General features: G+C 39.9%; 20 protein-coding genes. 11 read left to right on the top strand and 9 right to left on the bottom strand.

The genetic code is table 11. The features are described 5' to 3' along the window. Window positions 1–102: 102 nt before the first annotated feature. Both O1450_RS14300 and O1450_RS14295 read left to right on the top strand, forming a co-directional pair. On the top strand, window positions 103–1,425 hold the full coding sequence (locus O1450_RS14300; protein WP_269228961.1) for a dicarboxylate/amino acid:cation symporter: 1,323 nt from the start codon (window positions 103–105) through the stop codon (window positions 1,423–1,425). 140 nt (window positions 1,426–1,565) lie between these two features. Then, window positions 1,566–2,789 (top strand): magnesium transporter CorA family protein, encoded by a 1,224-nt coding sequence (locus O1450_RS14295; RefSeq protein WP_269228960.1) that lies wholly within the window; start codon window positions 1,566–1,568, stop codon window positions 2,787–2,789. Between the two features lie 29 nt (window positions 2,790–2,818). On the opposite strand, the gene O1450_RS14290 is transcribed toward O1450_RS14295, so the two are convergent. From O1450_RS14290 to O1450_RS14265, 6 genes are all read right to left on the bottom strand, one after another. Then, window positions 2,819–3,145: a chaperone modulator CbpM gene (locus O1450_RS14290; protein WP_004659218.1), complete on the bottom strand. Its 327-nt coding sequence runs from the start codon at window positions 3,143–3,145 to the stop codon at window positions 2,819–2,821. An 11-nt stretch (window positions 3,146–3,156) separates the two neighbouring features. Further along, a complete protein-coding gene (locus tag O1450_RS14285) occupies window positions 3,157–4,101 on the bottom strand; it encodes a DnaJ C-terminal domain-containing protein (RefSeq protein ID WP_269228959.1) in 945 nt (314 codons plus the stop codon). 141 nt (window positions 4,102–4,242) lie between these two features. Then, the gene (locus O1450_RS14280; protein WP_269228958.1) at window positions 4,243–4,854 is read right to left on the bottom strand and encodes a LysE family translocator; all 612 of its coding nucleotides are present in this window, start codon (window positions 4,852–4,854) and stop codon (window positions 4,243–4,245) included. Between the two features lie 113 nt (window positions 4,855–4,967). Then, a complete protein-coding gene (gene hslO, locus O1450_RS14275; RefSeq protein ID WP_269228957.1) occupies window positions 4,968–5,843 on the bottom strand; it encodes an Hsp33 family molecular chaperone HslO in 876 nt (291 codons plus the stop codon). Window positions 5,844–5,962: 119 nt separating this feature from the next. Continuing rightward, window positions 5,963–7,780, bottom strand: coding sequence for a cation:proton antiporter domain-containing protein (locus O1450_RS14270; RefSeq protein ID WP_269228956.1), 1,818 nt, complete (start codon window positions 7,778–7,780; stop codon window positions 5,963–5,965). A 121-nt stretch (window positions 7,781–7,901) separates the two neighbouring features. Then, window positions 7,902–10,142 (bottom strand): primosomal protein N', encoded by a 2,241-nt coding sequence (locus O1450_RS14265; RefSeq protein WP_269230477.1) that lies wholly within the window; start codon window positions 10,140–10,142, stop codon window positions 7,902–7,904. A gap of 146 nt (window positions 10,143–10,288) precedes the next feature. Here O1450_RS14265 and gspF point away from each other — a divergent pair, with 146 nt between their 5' ends. The 4 genes from gspF (at window position 10,289) to O1450_RS14245 (ending at window position 13,109) form a co-directional block, all read left to right on the top strand. Beyond that, window positions 10,289–11,494, top strand: coding sequence for a type II secretion system inner membrane protein GspF (gene gspF, locus O1450_RS14260; protein ID WP_269228955.1), 1,206 nt, complete (start codon window positions 10,289–10,291; stop codon window positions 11,492–11,494). 8 nt (window positions 11,495–11,502) lie between these two features. Continuing rightward, the gene (gene gspG, locus O1450_RS14255; RefSeq protein ID WP_269228954.1) at window positions 11,503–12,087 is read left to right on the top strand and encodes a type II secretion system major pseudopilin GspG; all 585 of its coding nucleotides are present in this window, start codon (window positions 11,503–11,505) and stop codon (window positions 12,085–12,087) included. 263 nt (window positions 12,088–12,350) lie between these two features. After that, window positions 12,351–12,695, top strand: coding sequence for a hypothetical protein (locus tag O1450_RS14250; protein ID WP_269228953.1), 345 nt, complete (start codon window positions 12,351–12,353; stop codon window positions 12,693–12,695). Window positions 12,696–12,722: 27 nt separating this feature from the next. Next, the gene (locus O1450_RS14245) at window positions 12,723–13,109 is read left to right on the top strand and encodes a hypothetical protein (RefSeq protein ID WP_269228952.1); all 387 of its coding nucleotides are present in this window, start codon (window positions 12,723–12,725) and stop codon (window positions 13,107–13,109) included. Window positions 13,110–13,207: 98 nt separating this feature from the next. Here the strand turns inward: O1450_RS14245 and lnt are convergent, their stop codons facing one another. Together lnt and O1450_RS14235 are read right to left on the bottom strand one after the other, a co-directional pair. Then, window positions 13,208–14,767: an apolipoprotein N-acyltransferase gene (gene lnt / locus O1450_RS14240; RefSeq protein ID WP_269228951.1), complete on the bottom strand. Its 1,560-nt coding sequence runs from the start codon at window positions 14,765–14,767 to the stop codon at window positions 13,208–13,210. Continuing rightward, a complete protein-coding gene (locus O1450_RS14235) occupies window positions 14,764–15,603 on the bottom strand; it encodes an HlyC/CorC family transporter (RefSeq protein WP_269228950.1) in 840 nt (279 codons plus the stop codon). The genes lnt and O1450_RS14235 overlap by 4 nt, the downstream gene beginning before the upstream one ends. 175 nt (window positions 15,604–15,778) lie before the next feature. On the opposite strand from O1450_RS14235, the gene tusA reads away from it, so the two are divergent. Further along, the gene (tusA, locus tag O1450_RS14230) at window positions 15,779–16,036 is read left to right on the top strand and encodes a sulfurtransferase TusA (protein WP_269228949.1); all 258 of its coding nucleotides are present in this window, start codon (window positions 15,779–15,781) and stop codon (window positions 16,034–16,036) included. 69 nt (window positions 16,037–16,105) lie between these two features. On the opposite strand, the gene O1450_RS14225 is transcribed toward tusA, so the two are convergent. Next, the gene (locus tag O1450_RS14225) at window positions 16,106–17,818 is read right to left on the bottom strand and encodes an electron transfer flavoprotein-ubiquinone oxidoreductase (protein ID WP_269228948.1); all 1,713 of its coding nucleotides are present in this window, start codon (window positions 17,816–17,818) and stop codon (window positions 16,106–16,108) included. 187 nt (window positions 17,819–18,005) lie between these two features. Here O1450_RS14225 and O1450_RS14220 point away from each other — a divergent pair, with 187 nt between their 5' ends. The 4 genes from O1450_RS14220 (at window position 18,006) to hemH (ending at window position 21,770) form a co-directional block, all read left to right on the top strand. Beyond that, a complete protein-coding gene (locus O1450_RS14220; RefSeq protein WP_269228947.1) occupies window positions 18,006–18,629 on the top strand; it encodes a DUF1285 domain-containing protein in 624 nt (207 codons plus the stop codon). Between the two features lie 43 nt (window positions 18,630–18,672). Continuing rightward, window positions 18,673–19,551, top strand: coding sequence for a glutamate racemase (gene murI / locus O1450_RS14215; protein ID WP_269228946.1), 879 nt, complete (start codon window positions 18,673–18,675; stop codon window positions 19,549–19,551). Between the two features lie 104 nt (window positions 19,552–19,655). After that, entirely contained in the window at window positions 19,656–20,684 is a 1,029-nt protein-coding gene (locus O1450_RS14210) for a DUF4062 domain-containing protein (protein WP_269228945.1), read from the top strand. 69 nt (window positions 20,685–20,753) lie between these two features. Further along, the gene (gene hemH, locus O1450_RS14205; RefSeq protein WP_269228944.1) at window positions 20,754–21,770 is read left to right on the top strand and encodes a ferrochelatase; all 1,017 of its coding nucleotides are present in this window, start codon (window positions 20,754–20,756) and stop codon (window positions 21,768–21,770) included. Window positions 21,771–21,798 lie beyond the last annotated feature (28 nt).

Raw genomic sequence — 21,798 nt, 5'->3', positions numbered from 1 at the left:
TAACGTAGAATTCCCCAAATTTCCGCTCCTGCCTGTGTTTATAAGGTTTTAGATAGACAGTCGGAAGTCTATTTGTTATCCCAATATGAAGGAATATCGCACATGCACGTCGACCATGTAGCCGCAGGTCAAGATGACCAGCAGCCACCAAAGAAACCCAAGTTTTATCAAATTCTTTATGTACAAGTGATCTTCGCAATTGTTGCGGGGATACTATTAGGTCATTTCTTTCCTGAGTTTGGTGAAAGCTTAAAGCCGCTTGGTGAAGCTTTTATTAAAATGGTGAAAATGATTATTGCGCCTGTGATTTTCTTGACTGTCGTGACTGGTATTGCAGGGATGAAAAATCTTGGCAGTGTGGGTCGTGTTACAGGTAAGGCAATGATTTACTTCCTGACCTTTTCAACACTTGCGCTGATCATTGGTCTGATTGTTGGTAATTTAATTGAACCTGGTCATGGTTTAAATATTGATCCAAGTACATTACACAGTACTAAAGTTGATGAATATGCAGCTAAAGCACATGAATCAACTATTACAGGTTTCTTGATGAATATCATTCCAGATACATTGGTGAGTCCATTTGTATCAGGTCAAATTCTTCAAGTTTTGTTTGTCGCAGTCTTATTTGGTTTGGCACTTGCTAAATCAGGCGATTTAGGCCGTCCAATTACTGATTTCTTGCAACAATTAACCAATCCTGTATTCACTCTAGTGGGTATGTTAATGAAGTTTGCACCTATTGGTGCATTTGGTGCGATGGCATTTACCATTGGTGCTTATGGGATTAGTTCAATTGGGAACTTGATGTTATTAATCGCAACCTTCTACATCACCGCATTACTTTTCGTTATCGTTATCTTGGGTGCAGTCGCTCGATATAACGGTTTTTCGATTATCGACCTGATCCGTTATATCAAAGATGAACTGTGGTTGGTTCTTGGTACAAGTTCATCAGAAGCAGCACTCCCATCATTGATGGCGAAAATGGAAAAAGCAGGCTGTGAAAAATCGGTTGTGGGTTTAGTAATTCCGACAGGGTATTCATTCAATTTAGATGGTACCAATATTTACATGACATTAGCTGCATTATTCATTGCACAAGCATGTAATATTGAATTGACACTCACTCAACAAGTGACAATTTTATTGGTGGCTATGCTCAGTTCTAAAGGGGCTGCGGGGATTACGGGCGCAGGCTTTATTACTTTGGCAGCAACGCTTTCGGTTGTTCCTGCGATTCCAGTTGCGGGAATGGCATTGATCTTAGGTATTGATCGCTTTATGTCTGAATGCCGTGCTTTAACCAATTTAGTTGGTAATGCTTGCGCAACAATTGTTGTTGCAAAATGGGATAAGGCATTAGATAAAGAGCAACTCGACCAAGCCTTAAAACATGGCGTGGTAGTAAACAAAGAAGTTTAATACCGCCTAATTTGTAAAAGCCTCGATGCCTCGCATACGAGGCTTTTTCATGTCATTTGATTTTGATAATAGAATAAACATAGCTTTTTATTGTGCTTCATGGCAGCATTTCTATAGATTTTCAAACTTATCTCGACTCTATGCAGCTTTATTATTTTTATCGTCATAACAGTGAAAATACGATTTTTATTAGCGTGGAACAACAAACAGAACATACGCTTGAGTTTTTATGGGTTGATAGTTTGAGACAGGATTTGGTTAATCATACCGATTCTTGGCAAAAAAATATTTATGAGCATACAGGTGTAGTGCTTAACGAATTTCATATGCGTGATTTGCTCAATATTGAACATCCTTGTGCTTTTGATACAGTTGAAGAATATGACCTATTAGTATTTCGGAAATTGATCAGTCCAGACGATCAAATTTATGAAAGTGACAATGCTTTAGAATCTCATGAAAGTATTTTTGGCCTAGCAACTACACCGATGAGTTTTATCCTAACACCGAATATTTTGGTGAGTGTGAGGGAGCAGGGAAATAAAGCAATCGAAAGCTATATTCAACGTATTCAAGTAATTATGGGTCGTCCGATTGCGGAACAAAATAAGCCGAGAAAATTAGCCAGTACACCTGCCGATTTATGCTTACGCTTATTGAACAGCATGATTGATGGCTATTTGAATTTACGTACGCCACTGACACGTCGTGTTGAATATTGGCAACAGCAACTTTTGCAGGGCAACCGCCGTTTTAAACAGTGGCATCAACTCTTTCATGAAGATATGGCATTCCAACAAATCGAAAATTTATGTGAGGAACAAATAGAGACCTTACAGGAGTTTCGAGATGAGTTAGTTGATAATTATCATCATGTGATGGGGGAGCATAAGCATAAGAATCAAGACATTCTCTTGGTTCGTCTCAATGATTTAATGAGCCATATAGAGCGTGTTCAAAAACATACCTTGCGTTTAAGAAATGCGATTCAATCGGCCATTGATTTACATTTTTCAGCTATTGCGAATCAAACCAATGAAAATATGCGTATTTTAGCAATTATTACGGCAATATTTGCCCCGTTGACCTTATTAACAGGGATTTATGGGATGAATTTTGAATTTATCCCAGGGTTAAAGTCACCTGTTGGTTTTTGGATTATGCTTGCAGTCATGTTAATGAGCACGGTGGCACTGTTGTACTATTTTTACCAGCAACATCTAGTAGGGCGTGGTGAACGGAGCGTAATTGATTTATTGGCACAACAGCATAAACAACGAAATGTAAATTTACTTTGGTTCTTAGACTATGAACCAATTAAGCAAACACTCAAAGAAGTAGAAAAAATGACTAAACTTAAATAAAGCGTTTAGTCATATATATGGATGTTACCTTAGTGAAAATGTTTGAGCTGTTTACGCAGTTGCTGTACTTCATCAATCAAATCCAACATCACCGCAACTGCTGATAAGCTAGCATCGAAGTCACGTTGTAAACGATAAGCTCGACGTGCTCGGGCTACATCTTCACCGATAAACTGATAACTTTGTGGATCGACTTGGATTTGTAAAATTTCATAATCAATCAGTTTTAAAACCCAATCTGTACTTTGGCCACATGCTTCTGCAAAGTGTTCGAGATCAAGTGCCAATTGTTCATCAATAATTTCAACTTGGCAGTGACCATCATATTGAATTTCTTTGTATTGAATAGTTGTCATGATCTTACTCCTTATGATGCACGAGGTCTGAATGAAGCAAAGGCATCTGCAAACTGTTGATAAGCCTGTTGCTCTTGCTCACTGTGTGCTGGTGGTAAAACAATATTAATAATTAGATATAAATGCCCTGCGATTTTGTTTGGTATCCCTTTATCTTTGAGACGTAGTTGTTGTCCATTCTTAGCATTTTTAGGTAAATTGACCTTGAGTTGTCCTGCGGGAGTATTGACTTCAATGCTTTGTCCTAGAGCAGCTTCCCACGGACTCACATCAATAGTTTGATAGACATCAGTCCCTTCAATACGAATGCGGTCGGTATCTTTATATTGGATTTCAATATAAAGATCACCATTTTCACCGCCATTGATACCACTTTGTCCTTGACCATTTAAGCGAATTTGCTGACCTTCTTTCATTCCTTTTGGAATCTTAACCTGCAAAGTTTTTCGCTGTACTTCAGGTTCACCATAAACATTGTAGGTTGGAATTTGAAGCGTAATTTGCTCTGTTGAACCGTGATAGGCAATATCTAAATCGACTTGAATACTGGCATGTTGATCCTCACCCCGATAGCTGCGTTGTTGACGTTGCGAACGTTGTTGTCCGCCACCAAAACCTGAGCCAAATCGACCAAATAAATCCTCAAAGCCACTAAAGTCAGCGCCTTCACCTGAGCTTTGACGATAGAACTGTGAACCGTCAAACCCATTTGGATTGCCTTGTCCAAAATTAGAGAAACCTTGTGGATGATCTAACATCTGATCGTATTCAGTTTTTTTTGTAGCGTCACTCAAGGTGTCATAGGCGACATTAATCGCCTGCATTTTAGCTTCCGCATCGGTTTCTTTGCTCACATCAGGATGATATTTACGTGCTAGTTTTCGATAAGCTTTTTTAATTTCATCTGCTGAGGCATCTCTTGAAACACCTAGCTCTTCATAATAATTTTTTGCCATAATCTTAAATATAATAATGAGCTGTTTCTTTCATTATGAAACGAATCCAAGAGATTTCAATGGATTCGATTGTATAAGAGTTGTTTTGTTTAGCTAAAAGCTTAGAGTACGTATCGGTACTTTCGGTTTTCTAAGATCACTTTAGATAAAGGTTTCAATCAGCCCATAGAGTGCAATCAACACGAGCAGAGCACCACACAGACCTAGAATCTTTGGATAGATTCTGCTTTGAGAGAGACGACTGAAGAACAGATACACTAAAGACAAGGTTAAGAAGTCCAAAATGATCCATGTGACCGTAAGTAAGCTTAAACTGAAATTGATGTTCGGAGAGATGTTAATAAACTGTGGGAAAAAAGCCGAAAAGAAAATAATATCTTTTGGATTGGAAATTCCCACTAGAAAGCCTTTTTTAAAGCCTCCGCTTTGTGTGGATAAGGTTTGAATGGCAGTTGGATGTGGTGCCTGAAGCACTTCTTTAATAATGCTATAGCCTAGATAGGCAATATAAAGGCAACCTAATATACGAATGGCTTTTAGATAGTTCTCATCAATGGTGAGAAAGCCTTTGAGAATGAGTACAGAAATAAAAATCAGGATTAAAGAAGCGAAATTGGTACCAAAAATAGTTTCTAATGCTTTTTTATAACCCCCTTTCAGACCAGCGCTCGCCACTAAGATCATTACGGGGCCTGGGGTAGCAATCAAGACAATAACGCTAATAATAAATAAGAAATATTCAAAGTAATTCATAAGTCAAAATTAAGGTCTATGTTATTGGGAGATTTGAAAATTGCTCTATCTGATAGACCTTAATACAAAATAAAAAAAGACGGAAGCCCGTCTTTTTTTATTTTACTTTTCAATTAACTTAAATGTTCACCAAATAAGCCTAAAGCTTCTTCTGCACTAAACTCATAACGTGCATTACAGAATTGGCAATCCATCTGGATTGGATTTTGTGCTTCTAGTGTTTCATGAACTGCATCCACACCGATTTGAATCAAAGCGTGGGCACAGCGTTCCTTTGAACAGGTACAACCGAACTTTAATTGCTCAACTTCAGGTAAACGAACTTCTTCTTCGTTATACAAACGATAGAGAATTTCATTGGCTGAAAGATCCGTCAATTCCTCGGGTTTAAGGGTTTCAGTCAACATGGTCAAACGAGGCCACAAGTCTTCATCAACCAATTTTTGTTCTTCTTCGTTATTACGAGGGAGTAGTTGGATTAATAAACCACCTGAACGTTGACCATTAGTTGCCAATACAATATGTGTTGGAATCTGTGCAGACAAATCATAATATTGCGTTAAGCAACCTGCTAATGTCGGTTGATCAAATGGTACGATACCTTGGTAGCGTTCGCCGTGTTCAGGTTCAATATTGATGAACAGCACAGGGTTGGTCAGGGCAGCAAGCACGGTACGACTATCTTTACCTTCTGCGAAGCGCGGATCTTCTTCGTAATCTGCGAGCGCACGAACTTCACCTAAGTGATTGCATTCAGCCATAGCCCATTTAAATGTTCCACTTGCTTGAATTTGTAAGCTAATACGACCACGAATCTTGAGTGTACTTGCAAGTAAGGCGGTTGCACTCAGCATTTCACCTAAGAGACTTTGTACCGCAGGCATATATTCACGTTGCGCCAAAATGGTTTGTAGTGCTTCTTCCAAATGAACCACTTCACCACGAACAGGGCAGTCTTCGATAAAAAAGCGTTGGCGTAAATCAGACATATTTTTCTCCAGTGCTCCTTCGAGGGAGCGCAAAGCAACGCTTTGCTTTGTAACGCACTTCAGACTTTATAAAGAGGTGCATGGTTATGCAGTCAATAATGGTGTCAGTTTGCCAAAACTCAAGATGTTTCATTGAGTGATTTTGCATCACTTTGTGTGTTTTGATCATTGCTCGCACGATCTAAAATCAAAGTTTTTGTATTTGCAAATAAATACTCAAGCTCGGCAATAGCAATTGGATGATTTTTAATGATCTCTTGTTGATTAGAATTCCAATGTTGCTGGATAAGCCGTTCATCTTCTTGTTTAAAATGCATCATCAAATTTTGTGCTTCATTTTCGCAAAGACCTGTTTCAACTAAGGCTTGCTGCGCCATACTTAACGCAGATGCGTAGGTTTCACGCCAAATCTGTGAAATCCCTAAATCATGAAGTAATCGTGCATGATGACGATCTCGAGCACGAACCAAAATGGTTAACTCTGGATAATTTAAACGCAGATGTCGTGCTAGATTCATGCTGTCCTCGACATCATCAATCGCAATAATCAGTAACTTGCAGTATTCAATACCTGTAGCCCGTAGGTTTTCGATTTGTGTAACATCGGCATCAATAAAATGATGTCCATATTGTTCAATAAAGTCAGCATCAGGTTGGTTGCTATCAATCACGTTAAAGTGTTTCCCTTGCGCATGTAAAGCACGAGCAATGACTTGCCCAAAACGGCCGAATCCAATAATGAGGATTGGATGTTGTGGGATATCAGCATCAGCCACAGCGACTTTATTTTTTTGCAGCATCGGTAAAATTTTCCGATGAAAAAGTGCGAAAAGTAAAGGTGTGAATAGCATCGAACCCAAGATAATGAGAAATGTCGGTGCTAATAATTCTGTACTTAGTAAATTTTCGCTTTCAGCTAGCTTGAGCAGAATAAAACTAAATTCACCACTTTGTGCCAAGTTGATTGCAAACAGCGTACTGAGCTTTGCATTGCGTTGTTGATAATAGCTGATCACACCTATCACAACTGCTTTAATTAAGACCAGTGCAAAGATTAAACCTAGAATCAAGAGTGGAGATTGGCTTAAAGGTGTCAATGAAAGATCTAAGCCAATCGCCAGAAAAAACAAGCCTGTCGCCGCATCTTTAAAGGGTTCGACAATACGTTCCACCTCAACTTTAAATTCACTCTCAGCAAGTAAAAGTCCAGCTAAAAATGCAGCAATCAAAATATGAAGATTTAAAATATCCATAATCAGGATGACTGAAAGCAGGATCAATAAGCTGAGCACAGGAATGAGATGGAGACTTTTTTTATGTACTAAGAAACGAAATATAGGACGAACTAAATAACGATTGGCTAAAAATAGGCCTGAAATCGTAGCGATGAGCGCTGCAAAATAGGCGATTCCATGTCGAGTAGAGGCTGTGTCTTCTAGTAAAGGAAAGAGTGCAATCAGAATGACGGTAATAAAAGCCTGAAATTGTAAGGTGGCTAAAGTAGCTTGTTCTAATTTATGGTTGCTCTGTTGTTTTTGTTGGAGTAGTTGTTGTGGAAGAATCAACGCGGAGAGCGCTAAAGCACATCCGAGAATCAGACTGTGCAACACTTGATTAACCAGTAAGAAACATGCTCCAACTAGAAGGATCGTGATGATGAAGTATTGTAGGCCACTATTTTTTAAGATGCCTCTGCGTTCTCCCCACAGTTGTAGCGGGCGAAAAGCAAAGCCAATAAAGAACATCACGGCAATCATACCGAAATGCAGCAGTTGATTAATCAGTTTAGGATCTTCAATCAAACCAGAAACGCTTGAACTAAGCAAAATCCCTGCAATCAGATAACCTAAAACAGTGGTGGAGGCATAGCGTTTTGTCAAAGGAACAAAAATTAAAGCCGCAGCCAGTAAAAAAATAATCGGGAGCAGTAAAGACATCGAATGCCTCAATTTTTCTATTTTATTTAGACTAACTCAAATGAAGCGCCTGTAAAAATATGATCTGCAAAGATGATATTCGGAAACGCCCTTGGTCATTTGAATCAACGGACGTTTAGCTTTAACTAAACTCTTGTGGATCAACATCTATCGAGAGTCTGAGCAAATGCTGACGTGGTAAATGTACCACTTGTTGCCACCATTGACGTAAATAAAAGTGCAGCTTGGCGCGATCAGTTGATAAAATCACCATATGCGCGCGATAACGACCAGCTTTACGTTCCATCGGTGCGGGAATGGGCCCCCAAATATCCACGATATCGCCTGCTATCACTCTCAATTGTTGGGCAATATCAGCTAAAAATTGTTGGCTATAGTCGCGATCTTTAGATTCAACCCGAACCAGTACTGCATAACGATAAGGCGGTAGCAGGGCAATTTTGCGATCAGCCAGCATCTGTTTGGCGACAGTGCGGTAGTCATGTTCAATCAATGTGGTCAGCATCGGATGATCTGGACGCAAACTTTGCAAATAAACACTGCCTTTATGCTCACCACGACCAGCACGGCCAGCGACCTGCACAATCAGCTGTGCGGTTCGCTCAGGTGCACGTGGATCAACACTGAGCAGTCCTGCATCAATATCTAAAATCGCAACAAGGGTAACATGCGGAAAATGATGACCTTTTGCTAGCATTTGTGTGCCCAACAAAATGCTCGGTTTATTTTGCTGAATGCGATCATAGATTTTTTGCCAGCTACCGACTCGACTGGTGCTGTCACGATCGACCCGAATCACTTCATGATGTGGAAACAGCTCTTGTAAATGTTCTTCAAGTTTTGCTGTTCCTGCCCCAATAGTTTTTAAGCTTTGTTTCTGACATGCAGGACAATGATCAGGCAGACGATTGATTGTGCCGCAATGATGACAATGCAAATAATGGTAGGGCTGTGAATGCAAAGTAAAATGCGCATCACAATGTGGACAGTTGGCTTGCCAACCACAGCTTTCACACATCAGGATCGGCGCATAACCGCGTCGATTTAAAAAGATCAGTACTTGTTCTTTACGTTCTAACGTATGCTTGATTTGTTCGATGAGTGTTTGGCTGAGTCCGTGCTTCTTTTTTGCGATTTTTAAATCCACCACATACATTTTCGGCAGTACAGCGATGCCCGCACGCTGATTCAACTCAACTAGATGTAACTTGCCCGATTCTACCAAATGATAACTGTCGATACTTGGGGTGGCTGAACCGAGAATGACGGGACAGCCTTGCAAGTGACCACGATACAACGCCACATCACGGGTATGGTAACGGAAACCTTCTTGCTGCTTATACGAAAGATCATGTTCCTCATCTAGAATGATTAAGCCCAAATGCGGCAGTGGGGTATAGATTGCTGAACGTGTGCCAATAATAATGGAAGCTTTGCCCGTTTGTGCATGTTGCCATGCTTGTAAACGTTTTGAGTCATTTAAGCCTGAGTGCAGTAAAGCCACATCGCAATGAAACCGTGATTTAAAACGGGCGACCGTTTGTGGGGTTAGGCCAATTTCAGGTACCAGTACCAATATTTGTTTGCCTTGTTTTAGCACCTCATGCATGACTTGCAAATAGACTTCAGTTTTGCCACTGCCAGTCAAACCATCGAGTAAAAATGCTTGATAGTGATGCTGTGCTTTGAGGATCTGTTGAATGGCTTTCTTTTGATCTTTGTTTGGTGTCAAAGGCACTTGAGCCAGCTGCACAGGCGTTGGGGTGAAATCATGCGGTTCTAGACAACATTCAACCAAGCCCTTTTTTTCTAATGCCTTTAAAGTTGAGGTTTCTACACCACTGAGATTGAGCACATTCTCCGTAGAACCATGTGGATGAAGCTTTAAAACCTGATAGGCATCATATTGTTTTTGAGAGCGTTTTAATAAGGCATTTGGGTCATCGTATGGGATGATTTTCCATAAATGAAACAGAATGTCTAAGGCGCGCCCTTGTCTTAATAAGCTGGGCAGGGCACTTTGCATCACTTCACCAATCGGGAATTGGTAATATTGGGCTGACCATGTCAACAAAGTTAAAACTTGTTGATCTAGAATTGATTCCTGATCGAGTAATTCTGTGATGGCCTTAAGTTTGAATTGCCCTGTGAATAGGTCATTGGGATCAACTTTCTCAGTAATGATTCCAATCAGATTTTGCCGTCCAAATGAAATCGCAACACGTGCGCCAACCTGTGCTTGATCGTATTGCTCAGCACTGACCGTATAGTCAAACGTGTCATACACATAAACGGGTATTGCAACTCGAATACGGTACAAAATAGCGTTAGAATTTTGGCTAGGCATATAGGCTTCATTCATGAGTAAAATGGCATGACTGCATGTCATGGAATTATGCTAAAGTGCAAAGTGTTATGTCGATGAATTTCTTGTGAAAGTATCAGGTTTCATTTCAAACACGGATGCAACTGTAACAACAACTATTTTGGGACAATTAGAACAGAACCATGCCTGCTTATCAATTTACCGCGCTTGATGCCTCTGGAAAGCAACATAAAGGTGTGCTGGAAGGGGATTCCGCACGCCAAATTCGTCAACAGTTACGCGATAAAGCATGGACACCCATTGCGGTTGATGCCGTTGAGCAAAAAGACAAACAGCAACAACGCTCATGGTTTAAAAAAAGCTTTAGCGCCTATGATCTTGCCCTGATGACCCGTCAGCTTTCAGTCTTGGTCGCTGCAGGAATTCCACTTGAAGAAGCACTGCGTGCAGTGAGTAAACAAAGTGAAAAATCACATGTCCAAAATTTATTAATCGCCGTACGATCCAAGGTTTTGGAAGGACACTCACTGGCGAAAAGTATGCAGCAGTCGGGGCGATTTCCTGAGCTGTATATTGCAACGGTTGCTGCGGGTGAGCGTTCAGGTCATCTTGATCTGATTCTAGATCAGCTTTCGGATTACACCGAAAACCGTTTTGCGATGCAAAAGAAAATTCAGGGCGCGATGATTTATCCGATTGTACTGATGTTGATGTCTTTCGGAATTGTCATGGGTCTAATGACCTATGTCGTGCCTGAAATTGTCAAGACTTTTGAGCAAAGTAAAGAAGCCTTGCCTTGGATTACCGTAGCGCTCATGAAAGCCAGTGCTTTTATTCGGCATACTTGGATTGCTATGCTGATTCTCGCTTTTATTGCGATCATTCTATTTACCCGCTTTCTAAGAACAACCGCAGGGCATTATGCCTTTGACCGATTAACACTCAGATTGCCACTATTTGGTAAACTTTCGCGTGGTATAAATGCGGCACGTTTTGCCAGTACCTTGTCGATTCTGACCCGTTCAGGGGTGCCTTTGGTTGAAGCCTTACGCATTGGCGCTGAAGTCAGTAATAACTGGGTGATTCGTGATGCGATTGAAGTGGCGATGGAGCGTGTAACAGAAGGTGGTAATTTGGCAACACAATTGGAGCGTTGCGGTTATTTTCCCCCAATGATGGTACAAATGATTCGAAGTGGTGAAGCTTCTGGTGAATTAGATCGAATGTTAGATCGAGCTTCAACCATGCAAGATCGTGAGGTAACAACGTTTATCTCAACTTTATTGGCTTTACTCGAGCCTTTGATGCTGATTTTTATGGCAGCAATTGTATTGGTGATTGTGATTGCGGTCATGTTGCCAATTATTAATATGAACAATATGATCTGATGAGTGACATGAAAGAGATGGATATGAATAATTCAATAGATAAACAAAATGCTGGACGTAGCTTGAATGCTTCTACCCTTGCGGAATCTTGCAACTCAGAGTCCGAGTATAATCTTAATCCTGCCACTCGAAGCATAGCTTCTCGTCTTGCGACCCGACCGAGCGTTGCTCGGTTTAATCGGGTCTCAGGATTTACACTCATTGAAGTGATGGTTGTTATTGTAATTTTAGGTGTTTTGGCCGCTTTAGTTGTTCCTAGCGTAATGGGCAGAAGTGAAAAAGCCAAAGTTGATACGACGAGTATTACACTCAAAGGCGTTGCTGGCGCTTTGGATCAGTATAAATTGGATAATGGTCGTTACCCATCCATGCAAGATGGTGGTTTAGATGCTTTGGTCAACAAACCTGCGGCCGCTAAAAACTGGTTGCCAGGTGGTTATGTTAAAGGTGGTTATCCAAAAGACAGTTGGGAAAATGATGTTCAATATGTGATTCCAGGTCGTGAAGGTCGTTCATTTGATTTATATTCGTTTGGCGCGGATGGTAAAGAAGGTGGCGAAGGAAATGATGCGGATATTTATTATCAGCCATAATATAGAATAAAATATCACTTCACTTTTGAATTAAATAAATAGAAAGTGAAGTGATAATATTTCTTAATTAAATAAAATAGCATAACTATTTGAAAAATATAAAATGAATAAAATATTGAATATGTGAGAGTTATAATAAGAATTATTCCCATATTTGATAGTTACAACAAAAAGAAATTATGCAGAAAAATAGACTATTTCTTTAGATCAAAGCTTTGCATAATAAATTCAAGCCTTTGAAAAATAAGATGTGGAGAAATCAGATGAAAGCATTCTTTATGTTGGATGAACTCAATCAGTTTCATTGGGCAATGCTGAAATCTGTGTTGTTTATTTTAAGCCTATTACCGATGAGTGAAGGTGCTTTGTCCTTATGGCAAACGACTGAGGGTAGTAGCCAAATCATGATCGGCTTCTTTGCACTGAGTATGTTGAGCGCATGGTTTGTATTGTGTTTTTTAAGTGCCTTAAAAACCAGTGTCTGGGATAACCATGAGCTGATTTCTAAATATGAGCAGCTTGTATTTAAAGCCTATCGCTATATTCCGATGCTGTTTTTATCGAGTCTCGTGGCTTATTTATCGGTGCAAGTATCTATGGTACTTTGATGTAAATAATTTTAGTTAGGGTATATGATGTTTATCCGTTTTATTATTCATGTAAAGGATGAGGGTTCAAATAAGAGGCAGGGCTTGTTTCAAGCAATGTCAGATTTAGAAGAGTCTGGTGAATTGTATGATTATGAACAAACTTATTATGATGAAATATATGATTGGTTTAGAAAAAATCTAAAGAAACCAGATAGCTTTGCTCGATCATCTAAACCCCATGCGAAGAATGTTGCTCTTAGTTGGTTTAAAGACACAGCTGATGAACATATATCAAAAATGTATGAAGTTACTTATCTTCTTCGAGCGCATGGGATTAATGTAGAAATCTTGAGTACAGAACGACCAGGGTATGTTGTATATGAAGATCAGTTTCAAATCGTGGCTGAACCATTTAAGGAGACCTGTACTTAGAAAAAGTCTTTTCTTTAGATTTATTCTGTAAAAATATTAATAAAACAAGCACTTAAATCTATTATTCATCCAAATGCTTATCTTAATTTATTAAACAATTACCGCCGTGATTTAAACGAAATATCAACTTTACGTGGGCGATAAATCCATCCCATTACTAACAATAATAGTGAGAAAATCAAGATTGGATAATCACTCAAACGATTATATAACGTTTGCCCTTGCATAGCAGGCAAATCACCACGTAATACAAATTCCTGATCTAAGGGAGCTTGTTTCACAATGTGCCCATTGTGATCAATAAATGCAGTTACACCCGTATTAGTCGCGCGAATAAACCAACGACCATTTTCTTTGGCACGCATTTGTACCATTTGTAAATGTTGCCAAGGACCTGCTGTGCCTGTAAACCAAGCATCATTTGAAACAGTAATTAAAAAGTCACTATTCATCGCATTACGACGGGTCAGATTAGGATAAGCGACTTCATAACAAATGGCTGCTGCAAGCGCATGTCCTTTGATGGTTAGAGGCTTTTGATTGGATTCCCCACGTGAAAAACCACTCATACTAATATCATTTTGCATCGCAGGTAAAACCCATTTGAGCATTCCTGAAAGAGGAATATATTCGCCAAATGGAACAAGACGTTGTTTTTTATACAAGCCATGCGAATCACTGCCTGATGCCATAATACTGTTGTAATACAAGGGTTCATCCACTTGTTGAGACTTTGGCATATCCCAGTAAGGGATTCCAGTCACCCAAGCGCTATCTGCCTTTTTTGCTTGAATATCCATTGCTTTTAAAAAGTCTGGAATATCCGTTTGAAATAAGGGAATAGATGATTCAGGCCAAACGATCAGATCACGCCCCCATTCTGCACGGGTTAAAGTGGCATAGATTTCTAAAGTTTTAATTTGATACTCAGTCAACCATTTCAGGTCTTGTGGAATATTCCCTTGAATCAGTGAAACACTCAGTGGTTTAGCTGCTTTAGGATGCACAAATTGAATCAACCCAGCACCCCATGCACCCACTATCAGTAGTGCAGAAGGAATAGCCCAAAACCAGCGACGATTTAAAATTTCGACTAATGCACAAGCCAATACTATGACGACGAAAGAAACTGCATAGACACCGAATAAAGGGGCATAGCCATCGAGTAAGCGTTCAGTGAAAGCATAGCCTGTAAATAACCATGGAAAACCTGTGAATACCCAAGTTTTCGCCCACTCAAATAACACCCAGAGTGGGGCGAAGGTTAACGGTGTTTCTGGGAAAAAGCGACGATACAGCCATGTTTGAAAAGCTGTAAATAAACCCATGGCTGCCGCCATAAATGCAATCATCAAAATGCTTAAAAATGCATTGGTATCACCATAAGTATGGATAGAGGTGTAGAGCCAGAACGCACCGACAAACCATAAACCAAAACCATAGGCCCAACCTAGCGCAAAAGCTTGGCGTGGGCTACGTTGACGTAATACAGCATATAACAGAGCTGGTGATAGAATCGCCAGCCACCAAAAATAATAAGGTGCTAAAGCTAAACTAAAGATTGCACCTGAAATGAGTGCAATCAAAAGGGGAAAAATAAAGGGTAACTGTTTTTGCGGTTGAGAAGTTTTTAACAGCTTTTCAAAATAGGCTCTCATTGACGTACAGCTCGAATCAGATGAATAGTGCGTGCATCTGCTTCAATAATGGTAAATTGCCAATCTCCAAGCTCAATGGTTTGACCTTGTAAATCGCTCACTAAACCAATCTCTTGCAGCAGTAAACCGCCCATAGTTTCAACTTCATCATCAGAAAAATCTGCATCTAAAATTGTGTTGAAATGTTCAATTGGTGTAAGTGCCTGCACAACCCATGTATTGGCTGTAGTTGGATCATTGTCAGGTACGATATATAGCGCTTCTTCATCGGCAATATCGTGTTCATCTTCAATTTCACCGACGATCTCTTCGAGAATGTCTTCAAGGGTGACTAAACCAGAAGTTGAACCATATTCATCGATGACAATTGCAATATGTGTTTGGGTGTTTTTTAGCATACGTAACACTTGGTCTGAACGTGCACTTTCAGGAACAAACACAGGTTGGCGCATCAGAGAGCGAATATCGACTTTGACATTGCGCTCAGTCAAAAAAGGTAAAAGATCTTTTGCTAATAAAATACCGACCACATTATCGCTTTGATCTGCTGAAAATACAGGGAAGCGTGAATGTGCAGAATCAATCAGTACATCCAAAATATCTAACAGTTGATCATCTTCTTGTAAGCTGATAATCGCTGTGCGTGGCGTCATCACTTCTCGAATCTTTGTTGCTGGGAGATCAAGTACACCCTCAAGCATAGCAACGGTATCTGGCTCTAAAAAGCGGCGTGAGTCTTGAACTAACTTGAGTAATTCATCGCGGGTTTCAGGTGCAGTACCTAACCATTTTCTTAAGCCACGCATACCCCACGACGGACTGGATTCCTCGACCATGATCTTTCCTAAAGACTCTCTATATCAATTAGATGATTTTCATCATACCGAAGAAAAAGCGGATATGCATCAATAAAACGATGCGAAAAATGTACAGTTTTTCAAAAAGCTGTTGATAATTTTTATCGACTTACTTTATGTTAAAATGTGAATATTAAAATATATGAGTATGATGATGTCCGTACGACCTCAACTTCCCACTGTTCAACTTAATACTAGAGGTTTACGTTGTCCTGAGCCTGTAATGATGTTGCATCAAGCCATTCGCAAAGCCAAGTCGGGCGATATTGTTGAAGTCTTAGCTACAGATCCATCAACATCATGGGATATTCCAAAGTTCTGTATGCATCTTGGGCATGAGTTGGTATTAAAAGAAGAAAGTCTGGATGAAAACAGTAATACTGAATATCGATATTTAGTGCAGAAAGGTTAAGTGTTATTTCAGCCAAATAAAACGAAAGCATAAAAAATCCGAGTCTAAACTCGGATTTTTTATTTTGAATTACATATTCGGGTAGTTCGGTCCACCACCACCCTCAGGGGTTACCCAAGTAATGTTTTGTGAAGGGTCTTTAATATCACAAGTCTTACAGTGTACGCAGTTTGCTGCGTTAATCTGGAAGCGCTTAGAACCATCATCATTTTCCATGATTTCATAAACACCAGCAGGGCAGTAGCGTTGAGCAGGCTCATCCCATTTCGGTAAGTTTACATTCACTGGAATTGATGGATCGGTTAGCTTTAAGTGAGCAGGTTGGTTCTCTTCATGCACTGTATTTGACACGAATACTGAAGATAAACGGTCAAAGGTCAACTTACCATCTGGTTTTGGATAGTTTGGTTTGAATGTTGATGCATCTACAGTTTTAAGCGCAGCAAAGTCTTGTTTTAAATCGTGTAACGTAAATGGGACTTTAAGGATATTTTGATCGATAAAGTTAAATGCGCCACCAATCCAAGTACCAAACTTGTGCATCGCTGGACCAAAGTTACGTGCTTGATATAACTCTTCTTTTAACCAAGAGTTATTGTACTTATCTGTATAAGCAGTTAACTCTTTAGCAAAATGATCGTCACCTTCAAGGACACGAGCAATTGCAAGATCACCACCTTTTTCTACGCCAGCAGCGATTGCTTCAAAAACAGCCTCACCACACAACATACCTGATTTCATTGCAGTGTGAGAACCTTTGATTTTTGAAAAGTTCAAGAAACCAGCATCATCACCAATTAAGCAACCGCCTGGGAAAGTCAGTTTAGGTAAAGAGTTAAAGCCACCTTTTACAACTGCACGTGCGCCGTAAGAAATGCGTTTACCACCTTCAAGGAATTGCTTAATGGTTGGGTGAGTTTTCCAACGTTGCATTTCCATGAATGGATACATATTTGGATTTTCATAAGATAAATCCACAATCATACCCAAAGTCACTTGGTTGTTTTCAGCGTGGTATAACCACCAACCACCCGCAGAACCAGTTTCAGATAATGGCCAACCCGCACCATGCATGACTAGACCTGGTTTGTGTTTCGATGGGTCGATTTCCCAAAGTTCTTTAATACCAATACCGTAATGTTGCGGATCAGCATCTTTATCTAGGTTATATTTAGCAATTAGGCGCTTACCGAGGTGACCACGGCAGCCTTCAGCAAATAGCGTATATTTTGCATGGAGTTCATAACCAGGCGTGAAGTTATGTGTTGGCTCACCATTTTTGCCAATCCCCATATCACCTGTTTGAATCCCTTTCACAGTACCATCTTCATGGTAAAGCACTTCAGAAGCAGCAAAACCTGGGAAGATCGAAACTTCTAATTCTTCAGCTTTTTGACCTAACCAACGCACAACGTTACCGAGGGAAATGACATAGTTCCCTTCGTTGTGCATTGATTTTGGTACCATCCAATACGGCATTTTTTGTGCTTTCGTATCAGAAAGTAAGAAATAGGTTTCGTCGCCCGTTACAGGTACATTGAGTGGCGCACCTTCTTCTTTCCAGTTCGGGAACAATTCATTCATGGCACGTGGTTCAAGTACAGCACCAGAAAGGATATGCGCACCTACTTCAGAGCCTTTTTCAACAACACACACTGAAAGATCAGGTAGGTTGTTTTCAATCGCTAATTGACGAATTTTAATCGCAGCAGATAAACCCGCAGGCCCTGCGCCTACGATCACTACGTCAAACTCCATCGCTTCACGTTCGATGTGTTCCATGTAGGACTCCTCATATTTTTAAGGGTGGCAACCGTAATATTGCGATTCGGTGCTGCCATGAGTGTTCTGAATTGCCAAACACAAATGCTACTATTGTGCTTGCAAACGTTTGGGATAGTATAGTTTTAAACCTTGGGCTCGCCAATTGGCTGAGCGGTCATATTTTCTCGTCAGCAAGGCATAAACTATGATAAATGAAAATGATTCTTCACAAAACCCTTTAGAAAATCAGGGAAAAATCGTGTTTCCTGATGATAGAAACTTAATGAACATTTCACAATACTTAAAAGATGTACAGCAAAGTCACAAAAGGTCAATTCCACCTTTAGACCAATGGCATCCAAAGCATTGTGGCAAAATGGATTTGAAAGTAAAAGCCAATGGCGAATGGTGGCACGAAGGTCAATTGATCAAGCGGCAGGCGCTATTGGATTTGTTTACTAAAGTGCTTTGGAAAGAAGAGGGTAAATTTTATCTTAAAACACCTGTAGAGCAGATTGAAATTGAGGTGGAAGATGAGCCTTTATTAATCAATCATGTGGATCAAATTGAAAGCGATGGAAAATCTTATTTGCAAGTCTCTACAAGCAATCAGGACGTCGTGATTGTGGATGAAACACACCCTATTTTTATGCGTGAATATGCAGGTGAATTACGCCCATATGTACATATACGTTTTGGTATCAATGCTTTAATCCAAAGACAAAGTTTTTATCATCTTGTGAACTATGGTTCTTTGTCTGAAAATGCTCAAGGTGAGGCTGTTTTAACGTTAAAAAGTGGTGATTTGATCTTGCATTTGAGCACCTGAGGTTTAAGCTTAAAAGATTAGATAAATTAGTGCTCACGTGTGTATGACAGCTGTTCAACCTATGCCTCTCTTATTGGATCCTATGCCACACGCATCTGCTGATGCGCCAATTGGGGTTTTTGATTCGGGTATTGGTGGATTATCGATTGCACAAGAAATTGCACAACATTTACCGAATGAACGCATTCTTTATTATGCAGATACAGCGCATGTTCCCTATGGTGCGCGTTCAGACCAAGAGATTCGCAAGCTTACTGCTCAAGCAATTGAGTGGTTGTATCGACAAGGTTGCAAAATTGCAGTTGTCGCTTGTAACACTGCTTCAGCTTTTAGTTTGGATTATTTGCGAGATTATTATGGTGAGCGTTTTCCAATCGTAGGTTTAGTTCCTGCGTTGAAGCCTGCTGTGATTCAAACCCAATCTAAAGTTGTAGCGGTGTTAGCAACACCAGCAACTTTTCGTGGTCAATTGATTAAAGATGTCATGCTCAAATTTGCTGAACCTGCTGGGGTGAAAGTTCTCGCTGTAACCAGTTTAAAACTTGTACCTTTTGTAGAGTCAGGCCAGCAAATGAGTCAAGGTTGTTTGAATGTATTGCAAGAGATTTTACAGCCTGTTGTTGCTCAAGGTGCGGACTTTTTAGTGTTGGGTTGTACCCATTATCCCTTCCTTAAAGATGCGATTCGTCAGGTTTTTGGTGAAAAGTTAAAGTTAATTGACTCTGGGCAAGCGGTTGCACGACAAACAGCATACATTTTGATAAAAAATAGGTTATTATGTGACAAAATAAGTCATAATATTACACGTATTGAATGTTATGTCAGTGGTAATAATGCGATTGAGTTATCATTAGTGCTCAAACATCTAGTACCAGAACAAATAACATGGACGATTCGCAATTTGGATGAAATTACTGCTTAAGTGCGTAAAATCTAATCATATTTGTGGTTTTATCTAGGTTATCTATTAATAAAATTTAAGCAAAATAGCTTAAAATTATTGATCAGTGAGTTGAGGCTTAGCCTATGCAAGATACCCGTTATCAAGTGTTTATTTCTACGTCTGGCAATGAAATGCAACCAGAGCGAGCAGTCTTGACTCAAACTTTGGTTGGGATGGGGTTCTTTTCGTGGGGCTTAGAACAGCGCACACCATTAAGTACCTCTATTGCTCGTCGTCAAATAGATGACTGTGATTACGTCGTAATCTTATTAGGTAGCCAGTATGGCGAACAATCCGTTTCAGGTGTGGGTTACATGCATTTGGAATATATTTACGCCATGACGAAGCAGAAACCCGTGATTGTATTCATGCATGAAGATCCTGAATCACGTGATGCTGTATTACATGATCATAAATTAGAATTAAGAGAAAAATTCAAAGAGTTTAGAAAACAGCTTCAACATGAAGTTGATCAAGTTTTTACTTATCGGACTTTGCGTGATTTAGAACTTGCGGTACGTTCGAATATGCCGCAAATGTTAGAACGTTATCCTGTGGTCGGTTGGGTGCGTCCGCAAAATACCCAAGTTTTACAAGATGAAATTGACAGTTTGCGTGCAAAAGTAAAACAACTTGAAACTGAAGTTGGAAGTCGAGAAGTCGATCCGATTGCAACTGTTCCAAAGGTATCAATGCATGAGATTTATTCATTTGAATATCGTATGCATGCTTATCAAGATGGTAATTTCAAAGAAGTTAAACCATTCCGTAAAATGACATGGGCACAATTACTGAATGTCTTAGGTGCCTCATTTGTAATTCCTACACCTGAAGAATATTTTTCTAAACGTATGAATGAATATTTAAATGAAACAGGTCTCGATGATGCACGTGTAGAAATGCCAAGAGCGCATGCTGTTTCTCGCGCGCAAATCAATATTCGTGCACTCCATGAAATTAAAACACAAATGCGTCAAAATGAATGGATCATTCCAACTGGCCGTGATGATCGTCAACGGATGTTATGGCAATTGACCTCAAAAGGGCAGAAGTTATTAGAAAGTAATATTTTGGATAGTAATCGGGTTTTTCAATTTAAGACTATGCATTAATTCAATTTAAAAAATAATCATAAAGCTGCTAAAGTAATTGAAGAAATTCAGCTATAGCGGAAGCGATCTATGTCAGCTACACCAAAACCAAAAGTGACTGTGGTTTTAGCAAATTTAGGTACGCCAGACGAAGCCACTGTGCCAGCAGTACGTCGATTTTTAAAACAATTTTTATCCGATACACGTGTAATTGAAATCCCGAAACCGATTTGGTGGATTATTTTACATTTATTTGTATTGACATTCCGTCCTAAAAGAGTGGCTGAAGCTTATGCTTCCGTATGGTCAAAAGATTCACCAATGCGAGAAATTGTGCTTGAGCAAACTGAATTGGTGAAGCGACGTTTACAATCGGAAAATCAGCATTTTGATTTGACGGTTGTTCCTGCTATGACCTATGGGCAACCCAGCATATATGGTGTTTTTGAGCAGCTTGAAAAAAACCCACAAGAGCACGTCATCCTTTTACCTTTATTTCCGCAGTATTCCGCAACATCAACAGCCCCCCTGTATGATGCTTTTGCAAAATGGATTCCTAAACAACGCCATTTACCCGGTCTTACGTTAATCAAAGATTATTATCAACATCCCATGTTTATTCAGGCATTGGCGGATAGTGTTGTCGCTTATCAAGCCAAATATGGTAAACCTGAAAAATTATTGATGTCTTTTCATGGTATCCCGCAGCCGTATGCGGATAAAGGTGATCCCTACGCTGATCGTTGCCGTATGACAGCGAAACTCGTCGCTGAGGCATTGCACTTAAATGAGCATGAATGGGCAATTAGTTTCCAATCTCGATTTGGTAAGCAAGAATGGGTCAAACCATATACGGATGTGCTCTTACAGCAGTGGGGTGAGCAAAAAGTTAAATCAGTGCAAGTGTTGAGCCCTGCATTTTCGGCAGATTGTTTAGAAACATTGGAAGAGTTGGCCATCCAGAATAAAGAACTGTTTCAACATGCGGGTGGTGGGGAATATGCTTATATTCCGGCTTTGAACAGCGATCAAGCGCATATTGATTTGCTTGCTAGTCTGGTTCAGGCTAATCTTGACGCTCTCACTCATACCTTAGCCCATCGTTAAATTGACGTTTTATTTCGCCAGAGGTTTT

The sequence above is a fragment of the Acinetobacter sp. TR11 genome (genome assembly GCF_027105035.1).
Lineage (GTDB): Bacteria > Pseudomonadota > Gammaproteobacteria > Pseudomonadales > Moraxellaceae > Acinetobacter.
The sequence above is the reverse complement of the archived record's forward strand: the minus strand, read 5'-3'. Positions and strand labels throughout refer to the sequence as shown.